The sequence below is a fragment of the Streptomyces sp. NPDC102402 genome (genome assembly GCF_044765765.1).
Taxonomy (GTDB): domain Bacteria; phylum Actinomycetota; class Actinomycetes; order Streptomycetales; family Streptomycetaceae; genus Streptomyces.
The window spans coordinates 468,632-482,472 of sequence record NZ_JBIWKR010000004.1 but is presented as its reverse complement, the minus strand read 5'-3'; the positions used below and the strand labels follow the sequence as shown (position 1 = coordinate 482,472).

12 protein-coding genes are annotated in these 13,841 nt (G+C 72.8%); 5 read left to right on the top strand and 7 right to left on the bottom strand.

Annotation, left to right across the window (positions count from 1 at the left end; genetic code table 11):
• Positions 1 to 29: 29 nt before the first annotated feature.
• The 3 genes from ACIRJR_RS15890 to ACIRJR_RS15880 all read right to left on the bottom strand — a co-directional run bounded on the left by ACIRJR_RS15890 (position 30) and on the right by ACIRJR_RS15880 (position 3,129).
• Positions 30 to 1,172 carry a polyprenyl synthetase family protein gene (locus ACIRJR_RS15890; RefSeq protein WP_403779896.1) on the bottom strand — a complete coding sequence of 381 codons (1,143 nt, stop codon included), beginning with the start codon at positions 1,170 to 1,172 and terminating at the stop codon, positions 30 to 32.
• Complete coding sequence (locus ACIRJR_RS15885) at positions 1,169 to 2,257, bottom strand: tetratricopeptide repeat protein (protein ID WP_403779893.1); 1,089 nt, start codon at positions 2,255 to 2,257, stop codon at positions 1,169 to 1,171. Before ACIRJR_RS15885 ends, ACIRJR_RS15890 begins: the two co-directional genes overlap by 4 nt.
• Before the next feature lie 371 nt (positions 2,258 to 2,628).
• Complete coding sequence (locus ACIRJR_RS15880; RefSeq protein WP_403779890.1) at positions 2,629 to 3,129, bottom strand: hypothetical protein; 501 nt, start codon at positions 3,127 to 3,129, stop codon at positions 2,629 to 2,631.
• A gap of 124 nt (positions 3,130 to 3,253) precedes the next feature.
• Between ACIRJR_RS15880 and ACIRJR_RS15875 the strand changes: the two genes are divergently transcribed.
• Entirely contained in the window at positions 3,254 to 3,472 is a 219-nt protein-coding gene (locus ACIRJR_RS15875) for an MbtH family protein (RefSeq protein WP_403779887.1), read from the top strand.
• A gap of 120 nt (positions 3,473 to 3,592) precedes the next feature.
• Here ACIRJR_RS15875 and ACIRJR_RS15870 read toward each other — a convergent pair whose 3' ends face one another.
• The 3 genes from ACIRJR_RS15870 to ACIRJR_RS15860 all read right to left on the bottom strand — a co-directional run bounded on the left by ACIRJR_RS15870 (position 3,593) and on the right by ACIRJR_RS15860 (position 7,900).
• The gene (locus tag ACIRJR_RS15870; protein ID WP_403779884.1) at positions 3,593 to 4,693 is read right to left on the bottom strand and encodes a winged helix DNA-binding domain-containing protein; all 1,101 of its coding nucleotides are present in this window, start codon (positions 4,691 to 4,693) and stop codon (positions 3,593 to 3,595) included.
• 371 nt (positions 4,694 to 5,064) lie between these two features.
• Complete coding sequence (locus tag ACIRJR_RS15865) at positions 5,065 to 6,078, bottom strand: bile acid:sodium symporter family protein (protein ID WP_403779881.1); 1,014 nt, start codon at positions 6,076 to 6,078, stop codon at positions 5,065 to 5,067.
• A 208-nt stretch (positions 6,079 to 6,286) separates the two neighbouring features.
• Positions 6,287 to 7,900, bottom strand: a complete 1,614-nt coding sequence (locus ACIRJR_RS15860) for an ABC-F family ATP-binding cassette domain-containing protein (protein WP_403779878.1) — start codon at positions 7,898 to 7,900, stop codon at positions 6,287 to 6,289.
• Positions 7,901 to 8,407: 507 nt separating this feature from the next.
• On the opposite strand from ACIRJR_RS15860, the gene ACIRJR_RS15855 reads away from it, so the two are divergent.
• From ACIRJR_RS15855 to ACIRJR_RS15840, 4 genes are all read left to right on the top strand, one after another.
• On the top strand, positions 8,408 to 9,550 hold the full coding sequence (locus ACIRJR_RS15855) for a PP2C family protein-serine/threonine phosphatase (RefSeq protein WP_403779875.1): 1,143 nt from the start codon (positions 8,408 to 8,410) through the stop codon (positions 9,548 to 9,550).
• A 117-nt stretch (positions 9,551 to 9,667) separates the two neighbouring features.
• A complete protein-coding gene (locus tag ACIRJR_RS15850; RefSeq protein WP_403779871.1) occupies positions 9,668 to 10,222 on the top strand; it encodes an NUDIX hydrolase in 555 nt (184 codons plus the stop codon).
• A gap of 73 nt (positions 10,223 to 10,295) precedes the next feature.
• Positions 10,296 to 11,945, top strand: coding sequence for an MFS transporter (locus ACIRJR_RS15845; protein ID WP_403779868.1), 1,650 nt, complete (start codon positions 10,296 to 10,298; stop codon positions 11,943 to 11,945).
• A 78-nt stretch (positions 11,946 to 12,023) separates the two neighbouring features.
• Positions 12,024 to 12,953 (top strand): oxidoreductase, encoded by a 930-nt coding sequence (locus tag ACIRJR_RS15840; RefSeq protein WP_403779865.1) that lies wholly within the window; start codon positions 12,024 to 12,026, stop codon positions 12,951 to 12,953.
• Between the two features lie 57 nt (positions 12,954 to 13,010).
• On the opposite strand, the gene ACIRJR_RS15835 is transcribed toward ACIRJR_RS15840, so the two are convergent.
• On the bottom strand, positions 13,011 to 13,802 hold the full coding sequence (locus tag ACIRJR_RS15835; protein ID WP_403779862.1) for a DeoR/GlpR family DNA-binding transcription regulator: 792 nt from the start codon (positions 13,800 to 13,802) through the stop codon (positions 13,011 to 13,013).
• Positions 13,803 to 13,841: the final 39 nt, after the last annotated feature.

Sequence of the window (13,841 nt, the reverse complement as noted above, 5' to 3'; positions counted from 1 at the left end):
TCCGTACGCCCTCATGCGTGGATCCGCACTCACATCCTGCGGTGGAGCAGGAACCCGAGCAGTACCTCCGTCTCGTGCGCCGCACGCGGGGCCAGGGGCGCGCTCCGCAGGCAGGCGCGGGCGGCATCGAGGTGGTGGCGGGCCTCGGCGAGAGTGGCGGCGCGACCGCCGCATGACTCGACGAGCGCGGCGGCGCGCACGGCACCCGTGCCGTCCAGAGGAAGCGGGGAGTTCAACAGGGAGGTGAGCTCCTCGGCGTGGGGGCCGTCGTGCGCCAGGGCGGCCAGGACGGGGAAGGTCTTCTTCCGCTGCCGCAGATCGCTGTGCACGGGCTTGCCCGTCACCGCCGGATCGCCCCAGACGCCGAGCAGGTCGTCGACGGCCTGGAAGGCCACCCCGAGATGGCGGCCCGCCCGGTCCAGTACGGCCACGGTCCGGTCCGGCGCCCCGCCCAGAAGGGCGCCGAGCGCCGCGGAACACCCCAGCAGGGTGCCGGTCTTGAGTTCCGCCATGGCCCGGTACTCATCGGTCCGCACGGCTTCCGGTCCCGTCCACGGCCGGGTCTCGAAGAGCAGGTCCTCCGCCTGACCGCGTACGAGACCGCTCAGCGTCTCGGAGAGACGGCCCACAGCCGCGCCCGCGCGCGGCCCCGGCGCCTCGGCCAGGGTCTGCACCGCGAGCGCGAGGAGCGCGTCGCCCGCGAGTACGGCGGGCCCGGTGCCGTAAGCCTTCCACACGGTCTCCCGCTGCCGCCGTGTGCCGTCCCCGTCCATGATGTCGTCGTGCAGCAGCGAGAAGGTGTGGACCAGCTCGACGGCCACCGCCCCCGCCACGGCGCTCTCCCCGGGCGCCCCCACGGCCTCGGCGCAGAGCACCGCGAGTGCCTGGCGTACGCCCTTGCCCTCGAAGGAGCCGTCGGTGGGCGCGCCTGCGACGCCGCACCAGCCGAGTGAGAAGGCGGCCATCTCGCCCGTCCACGGATGGAGCCGCGCGACCGCCGCGGACAACGAGGGGCGCACCAGTTCGCGACAACGGGCGAGTACGCGCGGGGCGGTGACCGGAGCCGCGGTGCCGGAAGGAGCCGTCCTCCCGGCGGATGGGGCCTCACGTCCCGACTCGGCGGGAGCGTTGTCGTGCAGCGGCTCGGCCGGCACGGTCGCGGGGGAGATCATCGGGCCACCGCCTCCTCGGCGCGGTGACCGGCGTCGGGCAGCGGCCCCACCCCCAGCTCGGCCGTCGCCTTGTCGACCATGTCCCGCGCGTGCCGCAGGCCCATCCGGTCCAGGGCGCTGCGGAGCTCGGCCAGTTCCACGACCGTCTCCGCCGGGTTCCGCCCCAGCCGGGCCAGTGACTTCGCGAGTCCGAGCCGGGAGAGCGCGGTCCCCCGCGGTTCGTTCATCTCCTGGAACTCCGCGAGCGCCTGCGCGTAGGTGTCACGGGCCTGCGGGTACTGCCCGGCGCGGTAGTGCACATTGCCCCGCATCTTGTGGTTGTACGCCAGCGCGCTGGACAACTTCATCTCGCGGCACGCCGATTCCGCCTCGGAGAGCAAGGCCAGCGCGCGTTCCACGTCACCGTCGCGCACGGACACCACGTCGGCGATGCCGCGCAGCGCCCAGGCCCGCCCCCGCCGGTCGTCGGCCCTGCCCGCGGTCTCGGCCGCCTCCTCGAAGAGGGCGAGTGCCCTGTCGTACGAGCCGGTGTTCCGGTGCATCTGGGCTATGCCCTCCAGTGCCCAGACCGTGTGCCTGGCCTCGCCGCGCCTGCGGGCCTCCGCGAGGAGCTGTTCGTGCAGTTCGCCGACGGCCTGGTAGTCGCCCTGGATGCGCCCCGTCTCCGCGAGACCTGCGAGCGAGTAGCCGCGCACCACCACGTCGCCCCCTCGCTCGCCCAGGTCGGCCGCGAGTCCCAGCAGCCGGTACGCCAGGGCCAGGGAGCCCCGTTGACGGGCGAGCGTCCCGCCGCTCCACAGCGCCCACGCCATCGCCCCGAGGTCCCCCGCCGAACGTGCCGCACGGTAACTCGCCTTCCACGCGGCGTCGGCGTCGGCCACCCGGCCCAGACGCCGGTACGCCTCTGCCACCGCGAGCCCGCAGCGCGCCATCTCCCGCCGCTGCCCGGTACGTTCGGCCGCGCGCAGTTCCTCGATGCCCTTCGCCAGCACCTCGCTGAGGGAGGAGTTCACCGACAGGGAGCCGAGCGCCCCCTGGTACTCCGGTGCGAACGCCTTGTCCTTCGGCCGATCCTGCTGAGTCACCCGTGCCACCCGCTCACTGTCTCGCCTGTCTACGGAACCGTCCCGGCGGTGGTCGTCCGCCGTCCTTGATCAAGACGGTATGAGCGGGCAGGGGTTCCATGAATCCCTCTCGGCGCCGGTCGTGGGTCATACCTGAGGGCCACGGGAGTGCCCGGCCTAGTCAGCGAGACGGACGCCGCACCGCGGGCCGGGCAGCACGCCCGCGACCCCGGCCGCCCGCCGTCCCCGCCGTGAACGGCCGCGACGACGGGGCGGGACCCCGCCGCGGCGGCCCGGGCGGCGGGGTCCTCCGCACGACGGAGGCGGAGACGGGCCGACGACGATGGGCGGGGCTCGTCAGGCGGCGGGCCGGACCCGGACCGTGCCCCGAGTCAGTCGTCGGCGACCTGGAGGGCCATGACGTAGTACTCCCCGTCGGTTCCGGCGACCAGGCTGTCGAACACCGGGGTGACCAGGTTGGTGGCTCCGCAGTGGGCGTCGTGGTTGGTCCACCAGGTCGCGCCGTCCCCGAGCAGGGAGACCGCGTGCGCCGCCGTGCGGAGCGCGACCTCGCGGTCCAGGAGACGGTGCGAAGGCCAGACGATGTCGACCGAGGCGAGGGACGCCAGGAGTGCCGCCGCCGCGTCGCCCTCGACGGGCTCCAGACTGGCCTCGATGCTCCGGGGCGGCATCGGCTCGGCGGGGGAGAGGAAGCGCCTCCAGGATTCGTCCTCGAAGACCTGGACGAGCAACTCGTGGATCTGCGCCGTCAGTTCCCCCATGTCCGCGGCGGCCTCGGTGTACCGGCCGGTCCGGACGTAGACCCGCCCACCGGTGGTGAGCGCGGCCATGGTGCGGCTCAGCTCGCCCAGAAGGTCATCGGGGGACTCCATGCCGCCATTCTCGCTCCCGCAGAGATGCCGGAAACAGGGGAACCGGCATGTCGGTCCGGAGTCGGCCGGGTAGAGTCACCCCCAGTCAAGCAAAGACAGCCTTACCTAAGTTCGAGGAGTATCGGTGACCAATCCTTTCGAGGACGAGAACGGCACCTATCTGGTGCTCGTCAACGACGAGGGACAGCACTCGCTGTGGCCCGCGTTCGCCGAGGTCCCGGGCGGCTGGACCGTGGCACACCAGGAGGACACCCGCCAGGCGTGCCTCGACTACGTGGAGCGGAACTGGACCGACCTGCGCCCCAGGAGCCTGGTGGAGAGCATGGCGGCCGACCGCGGCTGACGCCTCCGCGGCACGCTCGCCCGGCCGGCGCGGGCCCTCGCGCCGGCGGGATCCCCGAGAGCCGCCGCCCCTCAGCCTGTCCGGACGCCACGGGTGCGGCCCGGCGCGTCCGGACAGGTCTCAGCGTGGGGCGGCGTCGACCCGTACGCGACTGTCCGCGCCGTCGGAGAGGAACGCCGCCAGCGCGCTGCCCTGCTCCGCGACCGCCTCGCGATCGGCCCGGGAGAGTTTGCCCAGCGGGGTCACCGCCACGGTGCCGGTGTCGACCCTCCAGGTCGCGGCGACCCGTCCGTCGACGAGTACGACACGCTCGCCGGCGACCGACAGCCCCCGGTGGTGGTCGTCGATGATCCGGCTGCGGTCGTGGTAGCCGAGTACGGCGTTGTCGAAGGCCGGCAGGAACCGCACCGGCGCGGGTGTGCCGGGGTCCGGGCGTGGCGCGCCGGGCAGGTCGAGCAGTTCGCGACCGCGCTCGTCCCGGAAGGTGACGAGTTCCTCACGCAGTGCCGCCACCGCGGCGGGAAGTCCGGCGAGGCCGCACCACGCGCGCACGTCCGACGAGGCCGCGGGGCCGAAGGCGGCCAGGTAGCGCAGTACCAGCGCCCGGCCCACAGGGTCGGAGCCGTCGGACGGTGCCGGGTCGGCACTCCGGCCGAGCCATGAGGAGAGCAGTACGTTACGGACCCCCGCCCTGGTCTGCCACAGGCCGCGGGGCGGCGCCTGCACCACCGGGACGAGGGCCGCCACCACCATCTCGCCCAGGGCCCGCCGTCCCGGTGCCGGCCGGCCGTCGGAGAGGGCGCTCGTGACCTCGGCGGTCGTGCGTGGCTCCCCGTCGGCCAAGACCGCCCGGCCCGCCGCGGCGAGTTCGTCGAGGTCCGTCCCCTCGAACTCCTTCCGGTAGACGCCGAGTACCCGCTGGCGCAGCATGGCGTCGTGGCGGGTCCGCCAGGCGACGGCGTCATCGGCGGTGACGAGGTGGACCGTACGCCGCATCAGGTGCATCCGCACCACGCTGCGATCGCTCAGCAGCTCCGAAAGGGCCGGCGGTTCGAACTCCCGCAACCGTGACCAGAGTCCGATGTACGGTTCCTGCGGTTCCTGCGCCTGGAGGCCGCAGAGGTGCCCGACGGCGTCGAGGGCCGGGAGGGCCGCGCGTTCGAGGAGCAACTGTCTGGCCAGAGTCGCGCGGTTGAGGGCGCGGCGGTCGAGCACGGTCATCGTGTCACCTCGGCGCCCGGACGGCGGGAGCGGTCCGGGTCCCCGCACGGTCCCCCACCCTGTCCGCCCGTGCGGCCCGTGAGGAGGCGAGCGGGCCGGCCCGCCCTTCGGTGAGGGGGGTGGAGGGTGTGGCCATGGCGATCATCCTTCTGGTCGTTCGCGTTGCCCTGCGGGGACCACCCTCGCAGGGGAAGAGGTCAGGACGTGACCGCTTCCTCCGGCGACACCGGTGCCGTGCCGCAGGGCACGGCGCGACCGCCGCCCACGGGTCACCCCGTCCGGGCGGACCGGGCACGCGACGCGCGAGGCGTCCGTCCGGGTGGTCCCGGACGAACGCCTCAGGGTCGGAGGTGGCGAGGGGCGCAGTCCGGTCAGGACTCCCCGGCGGTCGCGGTCCTCGGGGCCGGGACCGGAGCGGCGGGCTCGTCGCGGCGCGAGCGGTGGGACATCCAGGCGGCGACCAGGGCGCCCGAGATGTTGTGCCACACGGAGAACACCGCGGCAGGCAGGGCGGCCAGCGGGCTGAAGTGGGCCGTCGCCAGCGAGGCGGCGAGCCCCGAGTTCTGCATGCCGACCTCGAAGGCCATGGCGCGGCTCGCCGGCCGGCCGAGCCCCGACATCTTGCCGGCGCCGTAGCCGAGGGCGAGCCCGAGGCCGTTGTGCAGCACGACGGCGATCAGCACGGTGACCGCGGCCGACTTGATGGCTCCGGCACTGCCCGCCACGACTGCGCAGACGATCGCCGCGATGGCCAGCGACGACAGCCAGGGCATCAGGCCCAGCACCCGGTCGACGAGCCTGCCGGCGACCAGTCGCACCACGAGGCCGCCGAGGACCGGGAGCAGCACGGTCTTGAGGATGTCCGTGATCATCGAACCCGCGTCCACCGGCAGATACGCCCCGGCCAGCAGCAGCGTGAGCGGCGGCGTCACCAGGGGGGCGACCAGGGTCGAGACGGTGGCGACGGAGACCGACAGCGCCACGTCACCGCGCGCCAGGAACGTCACCACGTTCGATGCCGTGCCGCTGGGCGCGCAGCCGACGAGGATGAGTCCGGCCGCCAGCTGCGGCGGCAGGCCGAGCAGGTGGGCGATGGCCCAGCCGAGCCCCGGCATGATCACGTAGTGCGCGACCAGACCGATCGCGACGGCCCACGGACGCTTCGCCACACCCCTGAAGTCGAGCGGGGTCATCGTCAGTCCCATGCAGAACATGACGATTCCCAGCAGGTACGGAACCGACTCCGTCCAGCCGTCGAACGTGCCGGGGGTGACGAGACCGGCTACGCCCGCCACGAGTACGAGGACGGGGAACACCGTGACGGCGCGCCTCGCCGCCTTGTCGTCGGACACCGGCTGATCAGGGGTTATCTGTTCGGTTTGCACAGGCGCGATGAGACGCCGCAGGCGTGGGCCTTCGCAAGCGAGTCTCACCATATGGACAAGTTGTCCAGGATGCGTCCGTGCCCGAGGCCGTGACCCGCAGGGGGCACACGCCCGGTGCACGGCCCGCCCGCCATGGTGGCAGGCGCGCGGTCCACAGCCCGCCTGTCATGGGCGGCAGGCGCGCGGTCCACGGCCCCGCCCGCGGTGGTCACAGGCGCAGTTCGCGCCCCTGCCATCGCCTCCGCAGCCAGCGGTCGTGACCGGCCAGGACGATCGCGCCCGGCCCCGCTCCCATGGCGGCCTCCAGCTCGTCGCAGAGCCTGGGGGAGAGATGGTTCGTCGGTTCGTCGAGCAGCAGCAGCTCGGGCGGGTGCGCCACCAGGAGCGCCAGCGCGAGCCGTCGGCGCTGGCCGACGGACAGGCGGCCGACCTGCTTGTCCAGGTCGGCGTCGCCCATCAGGCCCAGCGAACTCAGCGGTACGGCTTCCGCGCGTTCACCGCCGAGCGTCTGCGCGTAGGTGTCCCGGACCGTGCGGTCCGGCCGCTCGAACACGGTGTCCTGGGCCAGCAGTCCCACCGAGACCCCGTCCTTGCGCAGCACCTCGCCCTCCGCCGCCAGCTGCCCGGCGAGCACGGCGAGGAGCGTCGACTTCCCCGCCCCGTTGCCACCCGTCACGAGCAGCCGCTCGGTCGCCGACACGTCGAGCCGGCCGACCGCGAGCCGGCCCGGCACCCGCACGTCGCGCAGGGAGACGACGGTTCCCTCCGCCGACGGCCCGCCGAGAGCGGTGCGGCGGAACCGCAGCGGCTGCGGGGGCTCGGCGGTCCGGTGCCGTTCCAGCTCCCCCAGCCGGCGTGCGGCGTTGCGGACCCGCCGTGAGATCTGGCTCTGGACCCGTCCGCCCCGATGGCCGTAGCCCATCTTCTCGTTGTCACGTGGACCACGGTCGGGGGCCACGCGGTGCGTGGTCGTGCCGATCGACCGCCGCAGGATCTCCCACTCCTCCTGCTCCTCGGCGTACTGCCGTTCCCACCGCTCTCGTTCGGCCCGCTTCTCGGCCTGGTAGGAGGTGTAGCCGCCGCCGTACCGCACCGGGCCGTCCGCGGCGGGATCGAGGTCGATCAGGTCCGTGCACACGGCGTCGAGGAAGGCCCGGTCGTGGCTCGCCACGACGAGGGCACCGGGCAGGCCGCGTACCTGTTCCTCCAGGAACGCCGCGGCACTGTCGTCGAGGTGGTTGGTCGGCTCGTCCAGCAGCAGCGCGGAAGGCCTCCGGACCAGCAGGGAGGCCAGGGCCAGACGGCCGCGCTGGCCGCCGGACAGGGAGCCGAGCGCCCGCTCGCGCGCGACCCCGCCGAGGCCGAGGCCCTCGAGCACGATCGCGGCGCGCCGGTCGGCGTCCCACACCTCCTGCTCCTGCGCGGCCTGGAGGCGCCGGCCGTAGGTGTCGAGCAGCGCGGCGTAGCCGGGGGAGTCCTCCTGGGTGCCGGCGAGTTCTCCGGAGAGGCGTTCGAGCTCGGCGAGCGTGTCGCGGACCTCGCTCAGCGCCTCGTCCAGCACGTCGTCGATCGTGGCCGCGGAGTCGAACGGCATCTCCTGGTGCAGGAAACCCGGATCGGCGGGGCGGATGACCGTGCCCGCGTCGGGTTCGTCCGCCCCGGCGAGCAGGCGGAGCAGCGTCGACTTCCCGACGCCGTTCTCTCCGATCAGGCCGATGCGGCGGCCGGGGGCGGCGGTGAGGGAGAAGCCGTCGAAGACCCGCCCGCTGCCGAACGAGCGGACGATGTCGCGTGCGATCAGGGGTGCGGAGGCGTCGGACATGGGCATGACCTCGTGTGGCATGCGGGCAGGCGGGCTCCTGCCCGAAACGGACGTGGGGAGGGGGAATGACGTGGCGCCTCACGGCCACGGTGCTGTCGCGCACCGGCCGAGGGCCGATCACATCCGGGTGTCACCCGGAGATGTCGTCGTCTCCCACCATGTCCGGTCTCCTCGCCGAGGGATCAGTGTCCGAAGGACCCTAGCAGCCGGTGCTCCGCCGGTCGCGGGAGTTCCTCGGGGCGACCTCGGCGGCGGACGTCTCGCGAAGGTGCGCGCGAATCCCCTGCCCCGGGACACGGCTGCTCCGTACGAGCACGTACATGGGTCATACAGATGGCGGCCCGGCCGAAGGGTTCCCGCCGGTCCGGTGACCGTCACGCGGGGAAGCGGCGCCCGGAGGGCTGGGCGGCCCCTGAGGGGCTCGTGCCCGCCGGCCGCCCAGCCGCGTACCCCGGGACGGCTCCCTCCGGGGATGCGGAGGGCGGTGGTTGCGGGCAGCGTGGGGGAGTGCCGCAGCTGCCGAGGACCCAGTGGATCCCCGTAGGACTCATCGTGCTGGCCGTGGTGGTCGACCTGGCCACCCCGCACGACGTGACGTCCGCGCCGCTGCTCATGGCCGCGCCGGTCGCCGCCGCACCGCTCCTCGGGATCCGCGGGATCATCGGCGTCGGCATCACGGCGATGATCGTCCACGCGGTCCTGGCGAGAGTCGACGGGACCTTCGGGTGGCGTGCGGGCGTGGCCAACCAGATCACCCTCGCGGCCGTCACCGCGCTCGCCGTCCTGATCCACCGCACGCTCCGCAGGCAGGACGCACGTGCCCGCCGCGCACAGCAGGTCGCGGCCGTCGCCCAGCGGGCCGTCCTGCCCAGGCCTCCGTCACGCCTGGGAGACCTGCACGTGGACGCCCGCTACGTGCCCGCCGAGAGCGAGGCCATGATCGGCGGTGACCTGTACGTCGTGCAGAGCACCCCGTACGGAATCCGGGTGATGGTCGGCGATGTGCGGGGCAAGGGCCTCGGCGCGGTCAGCGCCGTCAGCGCCGACCTGGGCGCCTTCCGGTACGCGGCGGACGAGGCCGAGGATCTGCCGCGTCTGGTGAGCCGACTGGAACGGGCTCTTCTGCGTGAGGGCGGACGACGCGGCGGCCAGCAGCAGGCGGAGGGCTTCACGACGGCTCTCATCGCGGAGTTCTCCATGGACCTGGAGACCGTGCGCCTGGTCAACCGGGGTCATCCGCCGCCGGTGCTGATCGATGCGCGGGGTGGCGCCACGCTCCTCGGGACGTCCGAAGAGGCGCCCCCGCTGGGGATGAGCGACCTGGGTGCGTGGTCCGCCCCGGTCGACAGCTTCGCGTTCCCCGTCGGCTCCACCCTGCTCTGCTACACCGACGGTGTCACCGAGTCCCGGGACGCCGCCGGACGCTTCTACGACCCCGTCGCCCGTCTGCCGCTCGTGCTCGGCAGACGGCTGCGTCCGGGCGCGCACCTGGCGCCGGGGCAGATCCTCGACCTGCTGATCCATGACGTCCGTCGCCATGCCGGCGACCGGCCGCAGGACGACCAGGCCATGCTGGCCCTGTACCGGGCCCGCGACACCCATGCGTCCGCTCCGCCCGAGGGGCCTGCCCCGGCCGCCGCCCCCGGCTGAACCGGCACCGTACGACGGGAACCGCGCCGGTGGTCCGCTGCCCGGCACGGACGGGGACGGCGGGCAGGTCCGGTGCTCCACCCGTTTGCCGGGCGGAACGCTGGACATGATCCGTTCGTGACGGAGAGTGGTGGCGCGATGACGTGGCGACTGAAGAGCGAGCGTCCGGAGCCGGCCGGTTATCTGACGGTCCGGTGCCGAACCTACGTGCAGCCCGACGGCAGGGAATCGGACTGGGACATCCTGGAGGGCTCCCGGACGGTCGCCCTCGTCGCGTTCACGGAGGAGGGCCGGGGCATCCTCGTACGCCAGTACCGCCCGGGTCCGGGCAAGGTGCTGGCGGAGCTTCCCGGCGGAATGATCGAGCCAGGGGAGGACGTCCTGCACGCGGCGGCGCGGGAACTCCTGGAGGAGACCGGCTACCGGGCGGGGACGGCCGAGGTCGTCATGAGGACCTACCTGGCCTCCTACGCGACCCACGTGAGATACGCGGTGCTGGCCAGGGAGTGCCGCAAGGTCGCCGAACCCACCCCCGACGCGGAGGAGTTCGTCGATCCGTTCACGCTGGCACCGGACGCCTACGTCGATCACCTGCTCGGAGGCGAGTACACGGACGCCGACGTGGGCCTGGCGGGACTCGTCGCCGCGGGCCTGCTCCGCAGGGGGACCTGAGGCACCGCCGTCCGCCGTACAGCCCGCCCCGCCCTGATGTGCGCGCGGTTCCCTTCCGGTTCAGACTCGGCTCATGCGTAACGACAGAGTTCCTCCGGGTCCCGGCGGAGGCGCGGCCGCCGGACCCCCCGCCGGGCGGGGCGCCGCCCGGCAGACGCTGGCCCTGGCGGCGATGCTCTTCGCCGTCTCGATGACCTTCATCGACCAGACGATCGTCTCCATCGCCGCGCCGGACATCATCGACGAACTGGGACTCTCCTCCTCCGGTATGCAATGGGTCGTCAACGCGTACCTGCTCTCGCTCGCCGCCTTCTTCGCACTCGGCGGGCGGCTGTCCGACATCATCGGCCACCGCAGGGTGATGGTGATCGGCACCTTGCTGTTCGTCGTCTCCTCCGTCCTGTGCGGATGCGTCCCCACCGGTGACTTCGGGCAGACCTGGCTGATCATCTTCCGTGCCGCCCAGGGACTCGGTGCGGCGCTGATGTTCCCCGCCGCGCTCGCCGTCGTCATCGCCGTCTTCCCGGTGGAGAAGCGTGGCCGGGCGCTGGCGCTGTTCTTCGGTCTGTCGGGTGCGCTGACCGCGGTCGGACCGCTGCTCGGCGGCTGGCTGACCGCCTGGACCTGGCGGGCCATCTTCTGGGTGAACGTCCCGGTCGCGGTCGTCGCCCTCGTCCTGGCGGCCATGGCCCGCATCCCGGAGTCCCGTCGGCGGGCGAGGCTGGACGTGCCCGGGGCGGTCCTGGTGGCCGTGGGCATGGGGCTGAGCGTGCTCGGGTTCCAGCAGGCGTCCGCGTGGGGCTGGAGCAGTGTCGCCACCTGGGCCTGCGTCCTCGGCGGGCTCGCCGTCCTGGTGGTGTTCTGCCGCTACGAACTCCGGGTCGCGGAACCGCTCATCGAGCTGAAGGTCTTCCGCGACCGGGCGTTCACCGTCGACATGCTCGTCCTCTTCTTCGCGATGCTGGCCTTCGTCCCCGTGTTCTTCTTCGCCTCCGTCTACGCCCAGGTCTCGCTCAGCGCCTCACCGAACCAGGCCGCGCTGTACCTGCTGTACTTCTTCATCGGCTTCGGGATCGCCTCCCAGTGGGGCGGCCGGATCCTGGACCGGCGAGGAGCACGGCCGGCGATGATGGCCGGTACGGCGCTCGGCGCGCTGGGGTTCGCCCTGTGGGCGAACAAACTGACGGACCTCTCGATGCACGACCAGTGGCCCTATGCCGCACTCGCCGGCGCGGGCATCGGCTTCCTCCTCGCGCCGGCCTCCACCGACGCGGTCAACCGGTCGATCGGAGCCTCGTACGGCGAGGTCACCGGAATCACCCAGACCGTGCGCAACTACGCGGCCAGTATCGGGATCGCCGTCTTCGGGACGGTCCTCACCCATGTCACCACCGACAAGGTCGTGGAGACCCTCACGTCCAAGGGCGTTCCGGCGGGCGTGGCGAACGACGCCGCCCGGTCGGTCGCGGAGGCCGTCACGGGACACGCTGACGCCCGGGAACCGGCCGGTGACGGCCGGATCGCGACGCTCATGCGGGACTCGATGGACGCGGTGAGGTTGGACTTCGCGGAGGCGAACCAGTGGGTGTTCTACGGAATGGCCATCGCGCTGGCCGTCGCGTACGTGTGCGCGCATCTGCACCCGGGGACCCGGGTGACCGGAGAGACCGGAGCGGAGTCGCCCGCGCACCCCGTGGCACGCGCCCGGGGCGACGGTGACTGAGGAGGGTCCATCGGACGAGTACCCATGCCTCACGGAGGTCACGGGTGTGCGACGGCTCTCGCCGGGGAGGCGGGAGACATGCACTCATGGACTCTCGACGACATGCCCGACCTCTCCGGCACCACCGCGGTGGTCACCGGCGCCAACAGCGGAATCGGAGCGGTGACCGCACTCGTCCTGGCACGCTCCGGCGCGCGGACGATTCTCGCCTGCCGCGACCCGGAGCGCGGAGGGCGCGCCCTGGACGCCGTGCGCCGCGCCGCGCCCGGTTCGGACGCACGGCTCGTGGGTCTCGACCTCGCGGACCTCTCCTCCGTCGCCGAGGCCGCCGGCCACATCGCGAAGGAGACCGACGGCAGGCTCGACCTGCTGGTCAACAACGCGGGAGTGATGGCCCTGCCCCTGCTGCGGACGGCCGACGGATTCGAGATGCAGTTCGGCACCAACCACCTCGGGCACTTCGCGCTGACGCACCATCTGCTGCCCCTCCTCGGTACGGGCGGACCCTCGCGGGTCGTGACCGTGTCGTCGCTGGCGCACCGCATCGGGCGTATCGACTTCGCCGGCCTCAACGCCGAGGACGGCTACGACAAGTGGCGTGCCTACGGGCAGTCCAAGCTCGCCAACCTGCTCTTCACCGCGGAACTGCAGCGCCGTGCCGACGCGGCGGGCAGGCCGGTCCTGTCGCTGGCCGCCCATCCCGGCCTCTCCGCGACGGAGCTCGGACAGGCGGGCCCCCGGCTGGCCGGGCGTGCCTGGGCGGCGAAGCTGGAACGGCTGACGCGCCTCTACACCCAGCGTCCGTCCGCCGGCGCGCTCCCCATCCTGTACGCGGCCACGCTGACCGACGCGCTCGGCGGAAGCTACTACGGGCCCCGGCTGCTGGGCGAGACGAGGGGAGGTCCCGCTCCCGCCCGCATGTCGGCCCGTGCGCAGGACATGGACACGGCGCGCGCACTGTGGGACGTGTCGGCGCGTCTCACCGGGACGGACGCCGACGCCGTCTGAACGCGGCGCCGCCCTTGCCCGCCCCGGAGGGGAAGGGCAAGGGCGGGCTGAGCGTGATCAGACGGACGTCAGTCGCAGGTCGGCGCCGCCGGCCCGCAGCCCCTCGGCGGCGGCCTCGGCCAGGGAGCCGTCGGTGACGATGGTGTCGAACGCGCTGAGCGGTGCCACCCGGAACTTGCCGAACGTCCCGTACTTCGACGCGCCGGCGACCAGCACGCTCGACCCCGTGCACTCCATCGCCGCCTGCTTGACCTCCACCTTCGCCGCCGACGGGGTGGTCACCCCGCGCAGCAGGTCCCAGGAACTGGTGCTGATGAAGGCGATGTCGAGTGCGAGCTGACGCAGCGTCGTGGCCGCGAGCCGGCCCACACTCGACCGGTTGGACGGGTCCACCTGGCCGCCGATGTGTATGACGTCGAGGTGCGACGAGGCCATCAGCCGGTCGACGGTCGTGAAGTCGTTGGTGACGACCGTCAGCGACTCGTGGCGCGCGAGCAGCGGCACCATGGCCAGCAGTGTCGTCCCCGCGTCCAGGTAGACCGTCATGCCCTCTCGCACGAGCTCGGCGGCGGATGTGGCCATGGCCTGCTTCTCGGGCTGCTCCATCTCCGACTTGGCCTGGAAGCTGGGCTCGCTCTGGAGGTGACTGGCGATCCGCGCCCCGCCGGGCACGGAGAACACCAGTCCCTGACGCTCCAGTTCCGCGATGTCGCGGCGGACGGTCATGTGGGAGACGCCGAAGAGCTGGGTGATCTGCTGCACGCTCAGTACTCCGTCGCGCCGCAGATGCTTCAACAGGAGCTCGCGCCGTTGATCGGGGATCAGGGGCAACTGCTCTTCCTCGGCCACTGCTTCTTACCTTTCCTCGCGCGACCACCGCGGTCGCTG